At 69.6% G+C, this 19,744-nt stretch carries 20 protein-coding genes; 10 read left to right on the plus strand and 10 right to left on the minus strand.

Going from position 1 to position 19,744, the window contains the following annotated elements; genetic code table 11:
• The first annotated feature begins 47 nt into the window (after nt 1-47).
• Genes AW273_RS08180 through AW273_RS08190 form a run of 3 tightly spaced genes read left to right on the plus strand, consistent with a single transcriptional unit; the run spans nt 48 to nt 2,088 of the window.
• Nucleotides 48-974, plus strand: a complete 927-nt coding sequence (locus AW273_RS08180) for an ATP-binding protein (protein ID WP_062346856.1) — start codon at nt 48-50, stop codon at nt 972-974.
• Between the two features lie 35 nt (nt 975-1,009).
• A complete protein-coding gene (locus tag AW273_RS08185) occupies nt 1,010-1,396 on the plus strand; it encodes an SCO5389 family protein (protein ID WP_062346857.1) in 387 nt (128 codons plus the stop codon).
• Between the two features lie 50 nt (nt 1,397-1,446).
• Complete coding sequence (locus AW273_RS08190) at nt 1,447-2,088, plus strand: potassium channel family protein (RefSeq protein ID WP_157555642.1); 642 nt, start codon at nt 1,447-1,449, stop codon at nt 2,086-2,088.
• On the opposite strand, the gene rnhB is transcribed toward AW273_RS08190, so the two are convergent.
• Both rnhB and AW273_RS08200 read right to left on the minus strand, forming a co-directional pair.
• A complete protein-coding gene (rnhB, locus tag AW273_RS08195) occupies nt 2,072-2,740 on the minus strand; it encodes a ribonuclease HII (protein ID WP_062346860.1) in 669 nt (222 codons plus the stop codon). The two genes, AW273_RS08190 and rnhB, sit on opposite strands and share 17 nt — an antisense overlap.
• Before the next feature lie 9 nt (nt 2,741-2,749).
• Complete coding sequence (locus AW273_RS08200; protein ID WP_062346861.1) at nt 2,750-3,694, minus strand: LysR family transcriptional regulator; 945 nt, start codon at nt 3,692-3,694, stop codon at nt 2,750-2,752.
• A gap of 97 nt (nt 3,695-3,791) precedes the next feature.
• Here AW273_RS08200 and AW273_RS08205 point away from each other — a divergent pair, with 97 nt between their 5' ends.
• Both AW273_RS08205 and AW273_RS08210 read left to right on the plus strand, forming a co-directional pair.
• Nucleotides 3,792-5,102, plus strand: coding sequence for a pyridoxal phosphate-dependent aminotransferase (locus AW273_RS08205; protein ID WP_062346862.1), 1,311 nt, complete (start codon nt 3,792-3,794; stop codon nt 5,100-5,102).
• 162 nt (nt 5,103-5,264) lie between these two features.
• Nucleotides 5,265-5,909 (plus strand): GNAT family N-acetyltransferase, encoded by a 645-nt coding sequence (locus AW273_RS08210; RefSeq protein ID WP_062347361.1) that lies wholly within the window; start codon nt 5,265-5,267, stop codon nt 5,907-5,909.
• Nucleotides 5,910-6,101: 192 nt separating this feature from the next.
• On the opposite strand, the gene AW273_RS08215 is transcribed toward AW273_RS08210, so the two are convergent.
• On the minus strand, nt 6,102-6,617 hold the full coding sequence (locus AW273_RS08215; protein ID WP_062346863.1) for a hypothetical protein: 516 nt from the start codon (nt 6,615-6,617) through the stop codon (nt 6,102-6,104).
• A gap of 164 nt (nt 6,618-6,781) precedes the next feature.
• On the opposite strand from AW273_RS08215, the gene AW273_RS08220 reads away from it, so the two are divergent.
• Nucleotides 6,782-9,778 carry an AfsR/SARP family transcriptional regulator gene (locus AW273_RS08220; protein WP_062346864.1) on the plus strand — a complete coding sequence of 999 codons (2,997 nt, stop codon included), beginning with the start codon at nt 6,782-6,784 and terminating at the stop codon, nt 9,776-9,778.
• Between the two features lie 241 nt (nt 9,779-10,019).
• Here the strand turns inward: AW273_RS08220 and AW273_RS08225 are convergent, their stop codons facing one another.
• The 3 genes from AW273_RS08225 to AW273_RS08235 all read right to left on the minus strand — a co-directional run bounded on the left by AW273_RS08225 (nt 10,020) and on the right by AW273_RS08235 (nt 12,691).
• On the minus strand, nt 10,020-11,459 hold the full coding sequence (locus AW273_RS08225) for a N5-glutamine methyltransferase family protein (protein WP_083949607.1): 1,440 nt from the start codon (nt 11,457-11,459) through the stop codon (nt 10,020-10,022).
• A gap of 150 nt (nt 11,460-11,609) precedes the next feature.
• Complete coding sequence (locus AW273_RS08230; protein ID WP_062346867.1) at nt 11,610-12,197, minus strand: TetR/AcrR family transcriptional regulator; 588 nt, start codon at nt 12,195-12,197, stop codon at nt 11,610-11,612.
• Nucleotides 12,194-12,691 carry a GNAT family N-acetyltransferase gene (locus tag AW273_RS08235; RefSeq protein WP_062346869.1) on the minus strand — a complete coding sequence of 166 codons (498 nt, stop codon included), beginning with the start codon at nt 12,689-12,691 and terminating at the stop codon, nt 12,194-12,196. Before AW273_RS08235 ends, AW273_RS08230 begins: the two co-directional genes overlap by 4 nt.
• A gap of 80 nt (nt 12,692-12,771) precedes the next feature.
• Here AW273_RS08235 and AW273_RS08240 point away from each other — a divergent pair, with 80 nt between their 5' ends.
• From AW273_RS08240 to AW273_RS08250, 3 genes are all read left to right on the plus strand, one after another.
• Nucleotides 12,772-13,254 carry a winged helix-turn-helix transcriptional regulator gene (locus tag AW273_RS08240; RefSeq protein WP_062346873.1) on the plus strand — a complete coding sequence of 161 codons (483 nt, stop codon included), beginning with the start codon at nt 12,772-12,774 and terminating at the stop codon, nt 13,252-13,254.
• A gap of 19 nt (nt 13,255-13,273) precedes the next feature.
• Entirely contained in the window at nt 13,274-14,068 is a 795-nt protein-coding gene (locus tag AW273_RS08245) for an SURF1 family cytochrome oxidase biogenesis protein (RefSeq protein WP_062346875.1), read from the plus strand.
• Nucleotides 14,069-14,208: 140 nt separating this feature from the next.
• The gene (locus tag AW273_RS08250; RefSeq protein WP_232327186.1) at nt 14,209-15,333 is read left to right on the plus strand and encodes an amidohydrolase family protein; all 1,125 of its coding nucleotides are present in this window, start codon (nt 14,209-14,211) and stop codon (nt 15,331-15,333) included.
• Between the two features lie 264 nt (nt 15,334-15,597).
• Here AW273_RS08250 and AW273_RS08255 read toward each other — a convergent pair whose 3' ends face one another.
• Nucleotides 15,598-15,966, minus strand: coding sequence for a YkvA family protein (locus tag AW273_RS08255; protein ID WP_062346877.1), 369 nt, complete (start codon nt 15,964-15,966; stop codon nt 15,598-15,600).
• 60 nt (nt 15,967-16,026) lie between these two features.
• Nucleotides 16,027-16,974, minus strand: a complete 948-nt coding sequence (locus AW273_RS08260; protein WP_062346879.1) for an LLM class F420-dependent oxidoreductase — start codon at nt 16,972-16,974, stop codon at nt 16,027-16,029.
• Nucleotides 16,975-18,009: 1,035 nt separating this feature from the next.
• Between AW273_RS08260 and AW273_RS37075 the strand changes: the two genes are divergently transcribed.
• The gene (locus AW273_RS37075; RefSeq protein ID WP_157555643.1) at nt 18,010-18,183 is read left to right on the plus strand and encodes a hypothetical protein; all 174 of its coding nucleotides are present in this window, start codon (nt 18,010-18,012) and stop codon (nt 18,181-18,183) included.
• Here AW273_RS37075 and AW273_RS08265 read toward each other — a convergent pair.
• Nucleotides 18,164-18,928, minus strand: coding sequence for a bestrophin-like domain (locus AW273_RS08265; RefSeq protein ID WP_062346881.1), 765 nt, complete (start codon nt 18,926-18,928; stop codon nt 18,164-18,166). The genes AW273_RS37075 and AW273_RS08265 overlap by 20 nt on opposite strands.
• 19 nt (nt 18,929-18,947) lie before the next feature.
• Nucleotides 18,948-19,568: a TetR family transcriptional regulator gene (locus tag AW273_RS08270; RefSeq protein WP_232327188.1), complete on the minus strand. Its 621-nt coding sequence runs from the start codon at nt 19,566-19,568 to the stop codon at nt 18,948-18,950.
• Nucleotides 19,569-19,744 lie beyond the last annotated feature (176 nt).

Here is a 19,744-nt window from a genome sequence, read left to right on the forward strand (position 1 = left end):
ACTGATTACGACAATCATTTTCATCGTCGTGATCAGGGAGACCACCCGTGCGTGTTGCCTTCGTCGGCAAGGGCGGCAGCGGCAAGACCACCCTTTCCTCACTGTTCGCCCGCTACGTGGCCACCCGCGCCCGGGTCGTGGCGATCGACGCCGACATCAACCAGCATCTCGCGCTCGTCCTCGGCGCGGAGCAGCCCCGCCCGCTCGGCGGCATGCTCACCGAGATCAAAGACCACCTGCGCGGCGACAACCCGCGCATCCCCTCGGCCGCCGCCATGGTGAAGACGACCCCGCCCGGCCGGGGCTCGCGTCTGCTCACCCTCGACGACCCGTTCTTCCCGTCGGTCGAGGTCGAGGGCCTGCGGCTGATGGCGACCGGCCCCTTCAGCGAGACCGACCTCGGGGTGGCCTGCTACCACTCGAAGGTCGGCGCGGTCGAGCTCTACCTGAACCACCTGGTCGACGGCCCGGGTGAATACGTCGTGGTCGACATGACCGCCGGCGCCGACTCGTTCGCCAGCGGCCTGTTCACCAGGTTCGACGTCACCTTCCTGGTGGTCGAGCCCACCCGCCAGGGCGTCAGCGTCTACCGGCAGTACCAGGAGTACGCCGCCGAGTTCGACGTCACCGTCGCCGTGGTCGGCAACAAGGTCCAGACCGCCGACGACCGCGCGTTCCTGCTCGACCAGGTCGGCCCCGACCTGCTCACCTGCCTCGACCACAGCCCGGCCGTACGGGCCATGGAACAGGGCCGAGCCTTCACCCTCGACGACCTGGAGCCCGGGAACCTCGCCGGTCTCCAGACCCTGCTCGACCGAGTCGACGCGGCCGAGAAGGACTGGGCGAAGTTCGGCCGTCAGGCGCACGAGTTCCACTTGCGCAACGCGCGCGCCTGGGCGAACAGGGCGACCGGCGAGGATCTGGCCGACCAGATCGATCCCGGCTTTATTTTCGGGAGCGTCGCCTTGGCATAACGTCGTAAACGCCCCAACCGAGAGGAGAAAGCCTCATGTCGCTGACCGTTCCGAACGATCTGCTCGACCAGGCCAGGGCCGGTGATGTGGACGATGCGGCCTTCGTGGCCTGCGTCCGCGACTCGTTGCCGTACGCGTGGGAGCTGATCAGCGAGCTGGTCAGAACTCGGACCGAGTCGGGCGCGATCTTCGCCGACAACCAGGTCCCGCCGCCGGACGAGGCGGCCCGGGGGCAGCTCCTGCGCTGCCTCGCCAGTGACGCCATGCGGGGCGCGCTGGAACGCCACTTCCAGGTGAAGCTGGCGTTCCAGAACTGCCACCGCGTGGCCGTGTTCGACCCGTCGGCGACCGCCGAACTGGCCCACTTCACCACCGCGCGCGCCCAGATCCTCAACCAGCAGCCGGAGCTCGTCGACTGCTAGTAGCGCGTTGAGCAGGGCAAACCGAGGGCGCCCGCCTAGACTTGACCGCCATGAAGGCCGAGTGGCGAATGCTCGTCTTCGCGGGCGTCTTCCTGGTCGCGTACGCGACCCCGATCCTCTTCCCGCAGATGCCCTCCCCCTGGAAGCTGACCTGCTGGATCGCCCAGCTCGGCTGCTGGTTGGTGTTCCTGGCCGAATACGTCGTCCGGTTCGCGCGGGCCGGCGACAAGAAGGCGTTCGCCAAAAACAACCTCATCGACCTGCTGGTCATCATGCTGCCGCTGATGATGCCGCTGCGGATGCTGCAACGGCGGCTCGGCTTCCAGCGCAAGGTGCTGACCTTCACCGCCACGACCACGCTCGTGCTCGGCCTGGCCGGCAGCCTCGCGATCCTGCGCGTCGAACGCGACGCACCCGGCGCGACCATCCTGACCTTCGGCGACGCCGTGTGGTGGGCCGTCACGACGATGACGACCACCGGCTACGGCGACACCTATCCCGTCACCGCCTACGGCCGGATCATCGCCTCGGTCCTGATGCTCGGCGGCGTGGCGCTGCTGGGCGTGGTGACGGCGACGCTGGCCTCGTGGTTCGGGCGCAGATTCGACACCGGCGACAACACCGAGAAGCTGCTCCGCGAGGCGTTGAAGGAGATCGGCGAGCTGAAGGAGATGCTCAGAACCCGAGGCTGAGTTGTCCCTCTCCGACCGCCGGGTCGCGGTGACGCTTCAGGTGCAGCCACTTCGGCAGGTCGTCGAGGTAGGACCACGAGAGTCGATGGTGCGGGCCGGGCCCGTGTTCGGCGAGCGCGGCCTGGTGGGCAGGCGCGGGATAGCCGGCGTTCTCTGCGAAGCCGTAGAGGTCGGCGCCTTCGAGAGTGGCCATGAACAGGTCGCGCCGCACCTTGGCCAGCACCGAGGCCGCCGCCACCGACACGCAGTTCAGGTCGCCCTTGATCTCGCAGCGCACCGGCCACGGCGCACCGAGGTAATCGTGTTTCCCGTCCAGGATCACCACGTCGGGCTTCACCGGCAGCGCCTCCAGCGCCCGCCGGGCGGCCCGCCGCAGCGCCTCGGTCATCCCGAGGGTGTCGATCTCCTCGACCGACGCCTCGCCGTGCCCGAACCCGACGACCCACTGTTCGAGCTCCAGGACCATCGCCTCGCGGCGACCGGGCGCGAGCATCTTCGAGTCGGTCAGCCCCTCGGGCGGTTCGCTGAAGTCGGTCACCACGGCGCACACCGACACCGGCCCGGCCCAGGCGCCCCGGCCGACCTCGTCGACCCCGGCGACGATCTTGTTGCTTCCCGTGGTGAGCAGGCGTTCGAGTGTGTACGACGGCACCGGCCAAACCTAGTCGGCGAACCCGTTCGTGGTGGTCAGATAGCCGAGATCACTGGCCAGATAGCGGGCGGCGACGTGCAGCGCTCGGAGGGAGGCGGCCACCGAGGCCCGGTGCACCGATGACTCGCGCGCCACGGCGGTGATGACCCGCTCGACGGGTTCCCCGGGGAACTCCCGCACCACCACGCCCCGCACCCCGGCGGCCAGGCACAGGGCGGGCACCGCGGCGATGCCGATCCCCTTTGCGACCAGGCTCAGGATCGTGCCGAGACCCTCGAACTCCCAGGCCACGGGCGGCGCGCCGCCGACCTCGGTGAGCAGCCGGTCGACGGCGGTGCGGGACGGTTCCCCCTCGGGGGTGGCCATCCACGCCTCGTCGCGCAGTTCGGCGGGGTCGACCGGCTCGTCGAGGTCGGCCAGCCGGTGTTTGCGCGGCACCACGAGGACCAGCGGGTCGCGCAGGAGCGGGAACACGGTGAGCGTCTCGCGTCGCCGCACCCGCCCCCACCAGTCGTCCACGAGCGCGATGTCCGCCTCGCCCGACTCCACCTCGCGCATGCCCCGGCCCGACCGGCTCTGCGACAACCGCAGGGCGAGTTGCTTGTGCCGCCGCAGCGACTGGGCGAGCGCGGGCGCGAAGGCGACGGCGGCGGTCGGGAACGCCGTGATGATGACCCGCCCGGTTGGAGTTCCAGCATGTGCCGACAGGTCGGACTCGGCCGTCTCGACCATCGCCAGGATGCGTTCGGCGTGCACGACCAGCCGCCGCCCCGCGTCGGTGAGCTCGGCGCTGTGGCTGGTCCGGTCGATGAGGGCCGCGCCGGCCTCCCGTTCCAGGGCCGCGAGCTGCTGCGATACCGCCGACGCGCTGTAGCCGAGGGACGCTGCCGTGGCGGCGATACTGCCCCTTCGGGCGAACTCGCAGAACAACGTCAAACGCCGCAGATCCAGCATCGGATCTCCTTATGCCCGGCACCGAAAAGCCTCGCTTGTCCTGATGCCCGTACCCACACAAGGTGGGTACGTTCCACAGCATTCAGGAGGAAACAGTATGCACGTCACACTTTCGCCGACTCTGGCCGCAAACGAAGACATCGCCCGAAGACGGAGGTCCGGGGAACGGGTGCTTCATCTGGCTTTCGGTGAGGCCGGGCTGCCCGTACACCCCGCCCTGCTGGCCCGGCTCGCCGACGCGGGGGCCAGCAACGGCTACGGCGAGGTCGCGGGTCTGGCCGCGCTGCGCGAGGCGGCGGCCGGTTACTGGTCGCGGCGCGACCTGCCGACCGACCCCGACCTGGTGGTCTGCGGACCGGGCAGCAAGTCGTTGCTGTTCGGCCTGCTGGTCGCCATCGGTGCCGACCCGGGAGAGTGGAGGTCTCCCGGAGACATGGTGCTGCCGATGCCGAGCTGGGTGAGTTACGCCGCCCAGGCCGAGATCGTGGGAGTACGCCCGATCCTGGTGCCGACCCCGGCCGGCGAGGGCGGCGTGCCCGACCCCGACCAGGTGAGGTCGGCGGTGCTGCACGCCCGCGCGCAGGGCCGGACGGTCCGCTCGGTGCTCATCACGCTCCCGGACAACCCGACCGGCCGCCTGGCCCGGCCGGAGACGGTACGTCGGCTGGCCGAGGTCGCCCGCGAGCTCGACCTGGTGATCATCTCGGACGAGATCTACCGCGACCTCGTCCACGACCCGCAGGCCACCCCTTTTCTGAGCCCGGCCGACGTGGCGCCCGAACGCACCGTCATCACCAGCGGCCTGAGCAAGTCGCTCGCGCTGGGCGGCTGGCGGATCGGCGTCGCCCGGCTGCCGCACACCCCCGGCGGGTGGGCGCTGCGCCAGCGGCTGCTCGCGGTGGCCAGTGAGATCTGGTCGGCCCCGGCCGCGCCGGTGCAGCACGCCGCCGCGTACGCGTTCGCCGAGCCCGAGGAGATCGTGGAACGTATCGACGACTCGCGGCGGCTGCACGCCACCGTGGCCCGCGCGGTCGCCGACCGGTTCGCGCGCGCGGGCGCGAAGGTGGACCTGCCGCAGGGCGGCTTCTACCTCTATCCGCAGATGCCCGGTTTCGACAACTCCGACGAGCTGGCCCGGATCCTGCTCGACCGCCACGGCGTCGGCGTCCTGCCGGGCACCGCGTTCGGCGACGAGCCGCGTCCGGCGCGGGTCCGCGTGGCCACCTCACTGCTGTACGGCGAGACCGCCGAACAGCGTCTCGCGGCGTTGCACGGATCGGATCCGCTGTCGCTCCCGTGGGTGGCGGAATCGCTCGACTACCTGGAGGAAGCCCTCGGCGGACTGGCCACGAAGGAGCCGTCGAGAGCACGAAGGGGGATGTTCCTGGCACCCGCTCCGGCGCGTTGACGATCTTTGTCGAATCTTTACCCTCGGCGGCCGTGCCGAGGCCGTCGAGAAACGCTTCTGACCTGCGGTTTTATAGCTAAGGTGGGCGCTCAACCTGGGGTTCCACAAGATGTCGTGTGTCATTTGGCACCAGACATGTCGTCCAGACCCCATCATGTGCTCATGCCCGCTTTTGTCACCCTGTCCGGGCGCTTCGTGCGCCTGGAACCGCTCACCCTCGCGGCCGTCGACGACCTGGTCGCCGCGGCGAGCGAGGACCGCGCGACGTACTCGTTTACGCGCGTTCCCGCAGGCCGGGAGGAGATGGTCTCGTACGTCGAGGCCGCTCTGGCTGAGCAGGCGGAGGGCCGCACGATGCCCTTCGCCATCCGGTGGCTGCACACCGACCGCGTGGTCGGTGCCACCCGTCTGATGCACCTGGAGTACTGGCAGGGCCCGATGCCCTGGCCGCCGGGCACCAAAGGCGTGGTGGGCGAGGTCCCGTCGGTCGCGGACATCGGTTACACCTGGCTGGGCGCCTCCGCCCAGGGCACGGGTGTGAACCGGGAGGCCAAGTATCTCTTGCTCTCCCACGCGTTCGAGACGTGGCAGGTCCACCGGATAACTCTCAAGGCAGACGTACGCAACCACCGATCCCGGGCCGCCATCGAGGCCCTCGGCGCACACCTCGACGGTGTGCGGCGAGCGGACAGCCGAGGCGCCGACAACACGGTCCGAGATACGGCGTACTACTCGATCCTGCGTTCTGAATGGCCGGCGGTACGAGAACGGATCCAAGCGCGTCTTGATTACGCGCACGCCGCCTGACCAGCCATTCCTTCGAGCCGAAACGGAACGAGCGGCCCGCCCCCATGCCGGAGGGCGGGCCGCTGCGTGTCCGGGTGACCATCGCCCGCACCGGCCGCTGTCGTCTCACGTTGTTGCGGAAGTGCTGTCCAAGTGACGTGTCACCAGTCGCTTTGGAGCGATTGTCCCCTATCCATATGGATCGGTGGAAGATCAGACGGTGTAGCCGAACTCGTCGTCCCACGCGTTGTAGATCTCGTGCCAGGAGCCGCACTTCGTCGGGTAGCTGCTGTAGAGGCCGATCTGGCAGACCTTCACCTCGACCTGGGCCACGTCGTGGCGGGTGAACTTGATGTTCTTCCAGCCGTCGGTGCCGCACTGCCGGTAGGTCTTGTAGCTGGAGGACCAGTCGTCCTCCTCGTCGTCCCAGGAGACGTAGCGGAAGGCGACGTAGCCGCACTTGCCGCCCTGGTGCTCGGTCCGGTAGTCGCGGTCGTAGAGCTTGCCGCCGATGCGGACGGTGTTGGACTCCTCGTGGTCGTAGTCGACGTCGATCCAGCCCTTGGCCTTGGCCTTGCCGTTGTTGCTGTAGTAGTAGCCCCAGTCGTCGTCGTAGTCCCAGTCGTTCGACGAGAGGGGGGCGGCGTTGGCGGCCGAGGCGACCAGGCCCATGCCGAGGGTGAGGGCGGTGGCGGTGGCGGCGGCGCCGAGCACGTTGCGGATGCGCATTGGATACTCCAGGGTTTTGAGGACGATCCCCGTTTCCGGGTACGGCTCATTGATAGGCCGCCCTGCCTGCACGGGACTTTCACCGTCCTTGAGACCTCATTGCGAGCGACCTGACGTCGTATCATTCGGAGCGAAACTTCCGATTGGTACAAAGAGGGCTTCTGATGGCAGGTCAGCTGCGCTTCGCGGTACTTGGACCCGTCAGAGCCTGGCGAGACGACGCCGAGCTCGATCTCGGCACTCCGCTGCAGCGGTCCATCATGGCGATGTTGTTGCTGCGCGAGGGCCGCGCGGTCACCCCCAACGAGCTCATCGACGCCGTCTGGGGTGAGGAGGCGCCGCCCCGGGCACTGGGCGCGCTGCGCACCTACGTCTCACGGTTGCGCACGGCGCTGGAGCCCGACCGCTCGCCCCGTACCGCACCGCAGTTGCTCACCTCGGTCGGCAAGGGTTACGCGCTCAGGCTGCCCGACGACGCCTTCGACCTGGCCCGGTTCGAGAAGGCGGCGCACGCCTGCGAGTCGGCCCGCAAGGCGGGCGACGCGAGCCGGGCCGCCGAGACGTTACGCGAGGCCCTCACCTGGTGGAGCGGCGAACCACTCGGAGGCGCCGTCGGCCCCTACGCCGAGTCGCAGCGCGAACGGCTCCTGGAACGTCACATCGCGGCCGTCGAGACGCTGATGGACCTCGACCTCGAACTCGGCCGGCACGCCGAGGTCATCTCCGAGCTGATGGTGCTGACCGCCGACCACCCACTGCGCGAACGCCTGCGCGCCCAGCTCATGCTCGCCTACTACCGCTGCGGACGGCAGGCCGAGGCGCTCAACGTCTTCACCGACACCCGCAACGCCCTCATCGAGGAACTCGGCATCGACCCGGGCGCCGAACTCACCGACCTGCACCGCCGCGTGCTGGCCGCCGACCCGACGCTGAGCTTCGTGAAGCCGCAGGCTTCTTTACGGCTCCCACCGGACGAGCCCGCCGAATCCCAGCCCGTCGTCGAGATGCCGAAACCCGCGCAGCTCCCCGCCGCCGTAACCGACTTCACCGGCCGCAAGGCCCTGGTCAACCGGCTGCTCAACCAGCTCGGCGTGGCCGACGGCGTGCCCATCGCGGCCATCTGCGGCATCGGCGGCGTCGGCAAGACCACCCTGGCCGTGCACGTCGCCCACCTGCTGCACGACACCTTCCCGGACGGCCAGCTCTACGCCGACCTGCGCGGATACGGCCGCGAACCCACACCGCCCGAGACCGCGCTCGCGGCGTTCCTGCGCGCGCTCGGCATCCCGGTCGACGTCATCCCCGACGGCCTGGCCGACCGCGCGGCGCTGTTCCGTTCGCTGCTGGGCGACCGGCGCATGCTGGTGCTGCTCGACAACGCGCGCGACGCCGACCAGGTCGAACACCTGCTGCCGGGCGCCCCGGGCTGCGCCGCGCTCATCACCAGCCGGGGCAAACTGGCCGACCTCCCGGCGGCCCGCCTGATCGACCTCGACGTGATGGAGCCCGACGAGGCGCTGGCGCTGTTCTCGGCCGTGGCCGGTCCCGAACGCGTCGCCGCCGAACGCGCCGCCGCCATGGACGTGGTCGCCGCCTGCGGTTTCCTGCCGCTGGCGGTCCGGATCGTGGCCGCCCGGCTCGCCTCCCGCCCGTCGTGGACGGTCGCCTCACTCGTCCCCCGGCTGGCCGACGAGAGACGCCGCCTCGACGAGCTGAAGATCGGCAACCTGGCCGTCTCGGCGACCTTCGCCCTCGGATACGGCCAGCTCGACCCCCGCCAGGCCCGCGCGTTCCGGCTGCTGTCGCTGCCCAACGGCACCGACATCTCCACCCCGGCCGCGGCGGCCGTGCTCGACCTGAGCCCGGTCGAGACCGAGGACGTGCTGGAGTCGATGGTCGACGTCAGCCTGCTCGAAGCGCCCGCGCCGGGCCGCTACCGCTTCCACGACCTGCTGCGCCTGTTCGCCCGCCGCCAGGCCGAAGACGCCGAGACCCCCGAGGCCCGCCACCAGGCGCTGCGCCGGCTGCTCGGCTTCTACCTCGGCTCGGCCCGCGCGGCCCACCGGCTGGCCTACGAGGGCAGCAAGGTCGCCGACAACCTCACGGTCATCGGCGCCCGGGGCCACACGTTCGGATCGGCCGACGAGTCGGTGGCGTGGCTGGCCGCCGAGGCCGACGACCTGTTCGCCTTGCTCGGCCAGGTCGCGGAAGAGGCGAGCCCCGGCCGGCCGGAGACCGATCGCGGCTCGCACCAGGAACCCGCCTCGCGGATACGCGCCGACCTGCCCGCCGCCGCCGACCTGCTGGTCGCGATGGAACCGCTGCTGGAGGCGGGCGCGTTCGCCCGCGAGTTCGACCTGCGCACCCGTGCCCTCATCGAGGCCGGCGGCGACCCGACCCGGCTGCGCGCCCACTACGTGCGCGGCCGGATGTTGTTCGGGGTGAACCGGCTGGCCGAGGCCGAGCAGGTGTTCCGGGAGTCGCTGCGGATCGCCGAACGCACCGGCGACCACGCCCTGCTGGGGGAGACCTACAACGCGCTCGGCGTGGTGACCGGGCGGCTCGGCAGACACCCGGAGGCGCTCGACTGGTTCGGCCGGGCGACCAAGGTCTACCGCGAGCTGGGCAACCTGGCCGGGGAGGCGCTGGTGCTCAGCTACTCGGCCCGCGACCTGCTGCTGCTCGGCCGGGCCGCCGACGCGGTCGCCGTCTCGGAGCAGGGCCTGCAGATCTTCGGCGAGATCGGCAGCGGCCCCGGCGTGGCCAGGGCCCGCTACCACCTGGGCGTGGTGTTGTCGTACGTCGGCCGCCTGAACGAGGCCGTCGTCCACCACGCCGAATGCCTGGAGTTCTTCCGCGCCAGCAACCAGAAGGTCTGGGAACAGCGCGTCTGCAACCGGCTCGCCACCACCCTCACCAAGGCCGGACGTTTCCAGGAGGCCGCCCGGCACGCCGAGCAGGCCCTCCAGGTCAGCCGGGAGATCACCCATCCCTACGGGGAGGCCCAGTCGCTGACCGCGCTCGGCAAGGCGCTGCGCGGGCTCGGCAGCCGCAAGCGCAGCCGCGACGCGCTAGAGAAGGCCCTCGACCTGTTCATCCGGCTCGGTTCGGCCGAGGCGGACGACGTCCGGAAGCTGCTCGCCGATCGCGTCGAGACCTAGTTCGTCATCGAGCCTGGTCATCCGGACGTGGTTGATCACCGGGGTTCCTTTCGGTACGGGAGCTGGACGCCCGGCCGGTCGCCGCTCTCACCCGGCGCGTTAGGGGGCCCGGTGGGATCCACACGGTGCGCCTCGGTGATCGCCAGCCGCCTCTCTGAAAACGACCGGCCGGGCCGGGCGAGGTCCCTACCCCCGGGTTCCCCGCCCGGTTTCACTCTCCTACGCCGCGTTTGACGATCGATCAACGCCCGATTGCGAAGAACCCCTCGGCCACCAGCCGGCGCACGCTCTCGGTGTCGGCCAGGCCCGGCCTGCCGGTGAGCTCGCCGATGGCGGCCAGCAGCGGGCCGGTCTTCAGCTCGCCGTCGACGACCCCCGCCAGCGCCGCCTCGACGGTGCCGACGTCGGTCGTCCGGCGCAGCCCCCGGGTCTGGCGGAGCCTGATCACCGACGGGTCGTCGGCGCCGGGCGGGCCGACCCGTTCTTCGATCACGCCCTCGGCAAGGGTGAGCGGGAGGTTCCGCAGTTCGTCGTCGCTCAGCCGGTGGGCGGCGGTGATCGCGTCGAGGACCCGGTCGACGTAGGCCCCCACGGGGAGCTCGACCTGGTGGGTGAGCTGCTCTATTCGTACGACGGGATCGAGGGAACCCGAGTCGTTGAGGGTGATCCAGCCGAACCCGACGCCCTCGACCTCCTGCTCCTCGAACCACTCCAGCCACTCGTCGTAGCGGTCGCGGTAGACCGGGGTGCCCTGCTCGGCCGCGTCGCGCAGCCACAACTCCACATACTCGGCCGGATCCTGGACGTCGCGCTGCACCACCCAGCCGTCGCAGCCGGTCGCGGAGATCCAGCCGCCGACGCGGTCGCGCCAGTCTTCGCCGCGCACGTGGAGCCAGTTGGCCAGCAGGTGGCAGGTGCCCCCGGCGGCCAGGTGGGCGGGCGCCTGCCGGACGAGGTCGCGGCAGAACTCGTCGCCCCGGTATCCGGTCTCGCGGTAGGTCAGCCGCCCGGCCGGCGAGATCACGAACGGGGGATTGCACACGATCAGGTCATAGCGCTCGCCGCCGACCGGCTCGAACATCGAGCCCTTGCGCGTCTCGACGCCGGTCACCCCGGAGAGCCCCCAGCTCAGCCGGGCGAGGTGGAGCGCGCGGGCGTTCACGTCGGTCGCCGTGATCTCGGTCGCCCGGTCGGCCAGGTGGAGCACCTGCACCCCGCAGCCGGTCCCGAGGTCGAGCGCCCGGTCGACCGGCTCCCGCGAGACGAGCTGCGCCAGGTTCGCCGACGCCCCGCCCGCCCCGACCACGTGGTCACGCCGCAGCGCCGGGTCGCCGGGCCGCACCTTCCGGTCGGACACCACATAGCCGCCGGTCTCCCAGGGCTGGATGTGCACGTTGGCCTGGACGGTGTCCCCCACCTTGATCAGCAACCCGCTGCGCAGCAACTCCTGCAGCGGCAGATCGGCGGCGGCCGTGCTGACCGGCACCCCCAGCCACCACAGGCGGATCAGGGTGCCCAGCGAGTCGCCGTCACGCGTCACGCGCAGCGCCGGGACGAGCTCCTCACGCGCCAGCGCCGAGGCCGCCGTGTCGCCGAGCCTCTCGCGTACGCCGTCGATCGTGTAGCCGATCTCGCGGAACCGGTCGCTAAGCCGTATGAGCAGGTCAGATGGTGCGTCCACACAGAGCAATCTAGCGCCGTGAGCGCTTCGCAAGTCGCGTCAAACAGGCTGGCGTATGACCCGGACAACCTCATCGGGGAGTTTGCCATGCTCATACCGTGCCTGGCCTGCGGCTGGAGATCTCCCTCGACAAGCGGACGTGGCGGGTGCTCAGCCGCTGAGGCTGGCCCAGGCGGCCTCGGCGAGCGACCGGATCTCCTCGTCGGTCGGCTGGTGGGCGCCGGCGAACCACAGGCGGCACATCTCCTGGGCGGGGCCGAGCCACAACACGTAACACATGGTCGACTGGACCGGCTTGAGCAGCCCCGACTTCATGTGGGGCTTCCACCAGTCGGCGACCTGGCGGAAGAAGGTGCGCCGCGAGTCGGAGACCTCGGCGCCGCCGGGCTCCTCGCGCCGGGGCGGCCGTTCGCTGATCAGCAGCCGGGCCCGCTCCGGGTGTTCGCCGCACCACTCCATGTGGAAGGCGACGATCGCCTCGATCCCGGCGCGGGCGTCGTCGTTGGCGAGCAGCCGGGTGATGAACGCTTCCTGGTACATCGCCAGCGTTTCGGCGTAGAGCACCCCGAACACGTGCTCTTTGCTGGCGAAATGGTGATAGAAACTACCTACGCTCACGCCGCTCTCCTCACGGAGGCTGGCGAGCGTGGTGGCGGAGACGCCGTCCTGGCTGAACCGGCGCAGGGCGCCGTCCATGATCCTGGTCCGCCCGTCTCGACCGATCTTCGCGCTCTTCACACCATCAATGGTGGCCTAACAGAGCTTTGTTCTGCAAATGCGAGGGTCGCTCTGACCTGAACCGACCCGTGTTCGACGGCCATCTCGGCCTCCGGCCAGGCCTTGTTGATCATGGCGAGCACCCGCCGGTTCTCCCCCATCACGTCCATGGTCAGCCACCGGACCCCGGTCGCGCGGCCGAGCAGTTCCCTGATCAGCGAGGAACCGATCCCCTGGCCCTGCCAGGCGTCCGCCACCACGACGGCGATCTCGGCCTCATCGTCCTTCCGGTACGCCATCGCGTGCCCGATCACCCGGGAGTCGGCGGTGGCCAGTAAGGCGTCGCGGCGATCGTCTCTGGCCAGCATGGCCCCGATGAGCGTGTTCGTGGGCCGGGTGAGCCCGGCGAAGAAACGATGCGTCTGCGTGCGCAGCGAGAGGTCGAGCAGGAACTTCCGCACCCCGTCCGCGTCATCCGGCCCCGCGGGGCGGATGTCCACCTGAGTTCTCTGCATGGACTCAGCGTTTATTGCCAGGCTGAGTATGTCAAGTAGACTCAGATGCGAAGAGGAAGTGATGATTTACGATGCGTGCCATGACCGATCCGCCGCGAAGCGCCTTCCGGCTGGACAACTGCTCCATCGAACGCACCCTCTCGGTGCTCGGCGAGAAGTGGACCTTCCTGGTGCTGCGGGAGGCCTTCGCCGGCGTCCGCCGCTTCGCCGACATCCAGGCCAACACGGGCGCGCCCCGGCAGGTGCTCAGCGCCCGCCTGGCCCGGCTCGTCGACGAGGGCACCCTGCGCAAGGTCCCCTACCAGGAGCCCGGCCAGCGCCAGCGCGACGAATACCGGCTGACCGACAAGGGCCGCGAGCTCTTCCCGATCCTGGTCGCCCTGCTCCACTGGGGCGACCGCTACCTGGCCGACCCCGAGGGCCCCTCGCTCCTGGTCACCCACCGCGACTGCGGCGCCCCGGTCACGCTGGAGCTGCGCTGCGCCGAAGGACATCATGTGGGCGGCCCCCGCGAGACCGTCGCGCTGCCCGGACCGGGATCCCGGGTCAAGGGCACCGCATAGGGTCCCTAGTCTGTAGGACGTGTACCGGTTCCTGCTGACCCCTCGCTGGCTGGCGCTTCACGTCGTCGTGCTGCTGGTGATCCCGGCCTTCGTCTTCCTCGGCCGGTGGCAGTTCGGCCGGTGGGAAGACCGCTCCGCCGCCGAAGACCGCAACGCCACCAACCTGTCCGCGCCTCCGGTGCCGGTCGGGACGTTGACGAGCGTGGGCGGGGCCGTACCCGAGTCGGACAAGTTCCGCAGGGTCACCGCCACCGGCACCTACGACACCGCACACGAGCTGCTGGTCCGCCGCCGCACCCAGAACAGCCAGGTCGGCTTCTACGTCCTCACCCCGCTCAAGACCGCCGACGGCGCCGTGCTGGTCAACCGGGGCTGGGTCAAGGCCGGCGCGACCATCGACACCCTCCCCGACGTCCCGCCGCCCCCTGGCGGGGAGGTGACACTGACGGGCCGTCTGCGCCCGGCCGAGACCACCGAGACGACCGGCATCATCGACCGCAAGGGCCTCCCGGCGGGCCAGGTCCTCCTGATCGACGACCGCCCCATCGCCGGCCTCGTCGGCTCCCCCCTCTTCGGCGGATACGTCGATCTCATCGAACAGCGGCCGACCGCGGAAAAAGCCCCCGAACCCGTGCCCGCCCCGGAATCGGGTGGTGGCGGAGGGCTCAATCTGGCCTACGGAGTGCAGTGGTGGCTGTTCATCGGGGTGGCGATCGGCGGCTGGATCCTCCTGATCCGCCGAGAGCTTCACGACCGGCGGGAAAGTACTGATAATGGTGGGGCGGCCGAGGCGACGAGCCCCGCCGTGACGTGACGAACGGATACCAACCGGAGACCTGCCAGCTTGTTTGGCGTTATTCCTTGGCCCTAACGTTGAATGCTGTGAGTACCCCGCTGCTTCCCGACCCTGAGCCGAGGCGGCGGGATTTTGTGATCATTTCAGTCGATGATCACGTGATCGAGCCGCCCGATCTCTTCGAGAACCGCCTCGCGTCCAAATACCACGACGCGGCCCCCAAGGTCGTCGACACCGACAGCGGCCACCAGGTGTGGCGCTACGGCGGCGCGACCTACCCGGCCGCCGGCATCGACGTCGGCGCCGGCCGCCCCCGCGAGGCGTGGACCCTCGATCCGGTCCGCTTCGACGACATGCGCCCCGGCTGCTACGACGTCGACGCGCGCATCGAGGATATGGACCGTGCCGGAATCTGGGCGGCCCTGAACTTCCCCGGCATGCTGGCCACCCAGGCGGGCGTCGCCTTCGCCCGCACCCGCGACCAAGACCTCGGCTTAGCCTTGGTGAAGGCCTGGAACGACTGGCACGTCGACGTGTGGGCCGGCACCTACCCCGAACGCGTGATCGCCCTCCAGCTCCCCTGGCTCCCCGACCCCGAGGTGGCCGCCAAGGAGATCAAGGCCAACGCCGCCCGCGGCTTCAAGGCCGTCGTCTTCCCCGAGTTCCCCACCCGCCTGCGCCTCCCGTCGATCCACAGCGGCCACTGGGACCCGTTCCTGGCCGCCTGCGAGGAGACCGGCACGGTCGTCTGCCTCCACACCGGCGCCTCGTCGTGGGCCCCCGTGCCCTCTCCCGACACCCCCATCGAAGCGATCACCACCCTGATGCCGTCGACCGCGATGTTCGCCTGCGCCGACTGGTTGTGGTCGGGCATCCCGCTGCGCTTCCCCGGTCTCCGCATCCTCATCGTCGAAGGCGGCGTGGGCTGGCTCCCCATGCTGGCCGAACGCGCCGACTACGCCCTCGACCACCCGGTGTCGAGCGAATCGGCCTGGGACGGCGGCCTGCGGCCGAGCGAGGTCCTGCGCCGCAACTTCTTCTTCGGGACCCTCGACGACACCGCGCTCAGCGGGGTGCGCATGGCCGTGGGGATGGAACACGTGCTGCTGGAGAGCGGATATCCGCGAGCGGAGTCGTCGTGGCCCGACACCCAGCGATCGGTGGCCAGGCGGCTGGGGAACCTGCCGCCCGCGGACATCGCGCGGGTGGCTTACGGGAACGCGGCCCGGCTGTTCGGACATCCGCTGCCGTCGCGGGCGTGGTTGCGCATGGAAGAGATCTGAGCCTGTCTGATGGCCGCGCCTGTTTGATGGCCGCGCCTCCGGCGCGGCGGGCTTGGCCGCCTTCAGTCCGGGCCTTCCCTCGTCGCTCCGGTTCGCTTCGCTCTCCTGCGCTCCTCAGTCCAGGCCCGGACGCGGCCAAGCCACGACTGGCCGGCCTCACGACCGAGTTTGGCCTTCTGCCAGGCCATCGAAGGCCTACGGCGCCGGAGAGGCCTGCGGTGGACTTGCGGGGTTCGGGTCCGGTGCCTGAAGGGATGGAGCCTCTTAGGCCCGGTGGCGGGGGTCGATCTTCGGTTCGGGGGTCAGGGCGAGGTTGCGGCGCTCCCAGTCCACGTAACGCCCGCTTTCGCCCAGCAGTGACGTCGCCAGCCACAGGAACACACCGAAGTCGTCGACCACGCCCAGCGCCAGGAACAGCGCCTCCGGGACGACGTCGACCGGGCTGAGGATGTAGAGGATCGCGGCGCCCATCAGGGCCAGCTTGCCCTTGCCGAATTCGCGGTAGTCGCCGCGCAACGCGCCGGCCAGCATGCGGGGCAGGGCGCGGATGCGGGCGCCCAGCCCGGGGCTGCCGGGCCTGGAGATGTCCTGGTAGGCCTTGTACGCCTGCGCCGCCCGTCGTGCCTTGACCATGAGAGCCTCCCTGCCCGGCCATTTGCCCCGATAACGGAGGACTTTGCGGCGTTGGTTCCGTTACTGAGGGGCCAGATTTCTTACCGTTTGGTCCATCGGCTGGTCACCGAGGTCGAGCGGGGCCAGAACAGGTGTGGTGAGGCCGTTCTCAACGTACTCGTTCACCCTCGCCCGGCACTGCTCCGCCGTACCGTGGATGATCAGATCGTCGACCACCTCGTCGGGAATGGCCTTCAACGCCGCCGCCCGATCACCGGCCGCCCACGCCTCGTGCATCGGCCGCAGCACCTCACCCCGGCCCAGCCAGTCGTGGAACGCCGCGTACACCGGCACCGTGAGATATCCGGCGATCATCCGCCGCCCGATGGCCCTGACCCGGTCGGTGTCCTCGCTGACGATGATGAAGAGCCGCGCGATCAGCTCGGTCTCGTCGCGGATCTCGCCCCGAACCTTCTGTACGTCCCCCGGAGCCAACCAGTTGGTGATCGCACCATCGGCCTCATCGGCGGCGAGCCGCAGCATGCGCGGCCGAAGCGCGGCCAGCACGATCTTCGGCGGCGTCTTCGGCGCCTGCTCCAGCTTGAACCCCTGCACGGAGAAGGTCTCGTAGGCCTCGGTGACCTTCTCCCCGTTGAGCGCCCTGCGCAGGAACCGCAGGGTGTCACGCGTGCGGGCGAACGGCTTCACGAACTCACCGGCGTTCCACCGCTCGACGATCGCGGGGGAGGACGCGCCGATTCCGAGCAGGAACCGCCCGGGCGCCCGATCGGCGACCGTCGCCGCCGTCATGGCCAGCAGCCCCGGCCCACGCGTCGAGACCGGCACGATCGCCGTGCCCAGCCGCAACTCCGGAGCCCACTCGGCGGCCAGAGTCAGCGGAGTGAACCCGTCGTTGCCGTTGACCTCGGCCGACCACGCGTCGGTGTAACCGAGAGAAGGCAGTTCGGCGATCAACTCCCGATCGAGACCGCTCCCCGCGAACGGGATGGTGATTCCCCAGCGCGCCACAGTGCCCTCCCGGCTCTTCGATTGAGGGCACGAGCATACCAACCGTTCGGTACGTCAGGTAAATGCCCTCTGAGCTGCTAGAACGAAGAAATGGCAGATATCCCGGTGGAAGTGAGAACGTCCTGTCACGCGGAAGTGCGCGGGCCTTTGGCAGAGGTGACCTGCGAACGAAGCGAGACCATCCGGCTGTCGAGGGCCGTTCTGGCCCGTCTCCTGCGCCCTGGCCGACCGTTGTCTTCCGCCGAACCGACATGGATTTCGGCACCCATGGTGCGCAAGCCGGCGACCACGTTCCTGGCCGTTCCCGTCACGATTCCCGTGTTGCTCCGACCGCTCGCCCTGATAACGCTCCCGGCGAAGCCGCTCGTGTACATCCCTGCCACCCCACTTCCCGGGGCGCTGTCGGCCCTTGCCATCCAGGTCCCGCCGACGAAGACGCTAGCCATCGAAATCCCCGTGGCCACGCTGCTGACGCAGCCTGTGGAAAGCAGCCCTGTGGAAACCGGCGCTGTGGGTACTCCGGCTGTGGATCGGAGTGCCGCACACAGCCCAACGGAGAACAAATCGACTGCGAGTTCGCCCGCCACGGAAACGCATCCTGTGGATAAACGCGCAACAGATGTGCAAGCTGTGGATAACTCCACGGTGAACAGACCACCCGCTGTGGAAGAACCATCCACCACGCTGCCGGCACAGAAGACACTGCCCCAAGGCCATGCCACTGCGCCGGATCACGGCCAACCCACCAGCCCGAAGGCACTCACCCAGCCCGTACAGGAACGGGACCCGAAGGCGCCCAATAGGCCGGCACTCGAAGAGCCCCCGAATCGCCCCGCTGATCCGGCGAACCCGCCTGCCCAGAACTCGCCCAACGGGAACCCGGCCGCCGAGGCGCAGCCGTCGTCGAACCCGGCCACGCCCAAACCGCCCGGTCCCGCATCAGTTGCGCCCGAACCCGCAACCGGACCCACCGCCCTACCCGCGGCTCAACCCCCGGCCCAGCCTGGTACCGGTCCTGCCGTTCCCTCCGCCCCGGTGCGGATCAACCCCGTCCCACTGGCCGACGGCGCGATCGCGCGGGCCCGGAAGCGGATGGCTCAGGCCGCGACCACGCATCGGCCGACCGATCGGCAGGCCGTCGTGGTCGTTCTCTTCACGGCCGTGATCGCCGTCGCGGCGGGAGCGGTGCTCAGGCGGCGCCGCCGCTAGGGAGCAAGCGGTCGATCTCGTCGAAACGGACCTGGGCCTCCTTGAGAGGCCCGGGGTCGACGGCGCCATCGAGTCCATAGGGGTGCGAGATCAGGTGGATCACCACGATCCCGGTCACCACCGTCGCGACCCGCACCACGTCGGCGATCACCGACGGCGCCGTCGGCCGGCGGCGCAGGGCCCATGGCAGGGCGATCACCAGCAGGCCCGAGATGACCATCGACACCATGAAGACCGATTCCAGCCCGGACGTCGCGTTGTCCGCCCGAACCGTGCGAGCGTGCGACACCTCGGCCGCCCGCGCCAGGGCCTCCGCCCGCAGTTCGGAGTCGGTCGTGGGCAGCTTGAGCATCGCCGTCCGCAGCGAGTCGAGTGTCACCCCGGTCCGCGCGTCGAGGGACGCCTCCCGCATGCGTGGCCAGTCGAGTTCGACGGTCTGGGTCGTGTACGCCCGCACCAGGTCACGCACCTCGGCCGACTGCGGCAGCGGGGCCACCGCCCAATAGAGCTCGACCAGGCTCTCCGACTCGGCCCGCACGTCGGCGCCCGACGCCGAGATGGCGTCGCGGCACAACACCACGGCATAGGCCACGACCACGAGGAACACCGCGAGGGCCAGGTTGACCGCGAAGTCGATCGGCCCGGCGCCGCCTTCTTCGTCGGACCGTCCGCTGCGCCGCAGCCACGTCAGCACCGCGAACAGGGCCACCACGACAATCGCCACAAACCCGAAGACCCACACCATGTGACTGACAGTAATCAGATCATTCCCGCAATTCGCGGACCACCTCGATGAAATCTCGTGTCACACCACGCAAACCCGGCAGGTAGGAAAGCGCGACCAAACGATCGACCAAGGGCACGCTCCGGTCGATGAGCCGGTAGGTGCGCCGGCATCCGGGCGAGGTGTCGTGCACCCAGAAAAGCACCACTCCCATCGACAACAACCACAGGAGTTCGGGCAGTTCGGCCCGCAATTCGGGGTCCATTCGATCGGCGCAGCCCTCGACGACCTCGCGGTAGAGCGCCACCGAGGAATCGCGTGCCGGAGCCGATTCCGCACTGAAAGGGCTCAGCGGATTGTCGGGCTCGGCCGCGTGCTTGAAGAATTTCACCGCGAACGCATGGTAGGGCTCGGAAACCCGCACCCACGCGCTGAGTACGCCGTGCAACCGGGCCGCGAACGCCCTTTCCCGGGCGAGGATTTCCCGGCTGGCCGCCTCGTGGGCCGACTGGGCCTGGTCGTAATAGGCCTGGATGAGCTGTTCTTTCGAGGCGAAATAGTAATAGGCGCTGCCGACGGAAACGCCCGCCTCGGCCGCGATCGCGCGCATCGTCGTCGCGTCGTACCCCCGCTCGCGGAAAAGCCGCAGTGCGGTGTCCACGATGAGATCCCTGTTCGACCTGGGCACATCGGTCACTGTACGTCTCCAGCCCCCGTCAGGTCATGAACCCACCAGATGATGGCCGAGTTACCCCAAACACTCGGCCTCTCCGAGGGTGGCTCACCCCCAGGCGTGGGAGTTAAGCCATTGATCAAGCTCCCCCACCGCGCTACGGA

This window comes from Herbidospora yilanensis (assembly GCF_001570565.1).
Lineage (GTDB): Bacteria > Actinomycetota > Actinomycetes > Streptosporangiales > Streptosporangiaceae > Herbidospora > Herbidospora yilanensis.

Excerpts from the sequence above, each read along its gene's own strand:
- AW273_RS08220 (WP_062346864.1), top strand. The coding sequence starts at position 6,782 with ATGGCAGGTCAGCTGCGCTTCGCGGTACTTGGACCCGTCAGAGCCTGG.
- AW273_RS08265 (WP_062346881.1), bottom strand. The coding sequence starts at position 18,928 with ATGGTGTGGGTCTTCGGGTTTGTGGCGATTGTCGTGGTGGCCCTGTTC.
- AW273_RS08255 (WP_062346877.1), bottom strand. The coding sequence starts at position 15,966 with ATGGTCAAGGCACGACGGGCGGCGCAGGCGTACAAGGCCTACCAGGAC.
- AW273_RS08185 (WP_062346857.1), top strand. The coding sequence starts at position 1,010 with ATGTCGCTGACCGTTCCGAACGATCTGCTCGACCAGGCCAGGGCCGGT.
- AW273_RS08215 (WP_062346863.1), bottom strand. The coding sequence starts at position 6,617 with ATGCGCATCCGCAACGTGCTCGGCGCCGCCGCCACCGCCACCGCCCTC.
- AW273_RS08200 (WP_062346861.1), bottom strand. The coding sequence starts at position 3,694 with ATGCTGGATCTGCGGCGTTTGACGTTGTTCTGCGAGTTCGCCCGAAGG.
- AW273_RS08235 (WP_062346869.1), bottom strand. The coding sequence starts at position 12,691 with ATGCAGAGAACTCAGGTGGACATCCGCCCCGCGGGGCCGGATGACGCG.
- AW273_RS08190 (WP_157555642.1), top strand. The coding sequence starts at position 1,447 with ATGAAGGCCGAGTGGCGAATGCTCGTCTTCGCGGGCGTCTTCCTGGTC.
- AW273_RS08210 (WP_062347361.1), top strand. The coding sequence starts at position 5,265 with ATGCCCGCTTTTGTCACCCTGTCCGGGCGCTTCGTGCGCCTGGAACCG.
- AW273_RS08205 (WP_062346862.1), top strand. The coding sequence starts at position 3,792 with ATGCACGTCACACTTTCGCCGACTCTGGCCGCAAACGAAGACATCGCC.
- AW273_RS08240 (WP_062346873.1), top strand. The coding sequence starts at position 12,772 with ATGACCGATCCGCCGCGAAGCGCCTTCCGGCTGGACAACTGCTCCATC.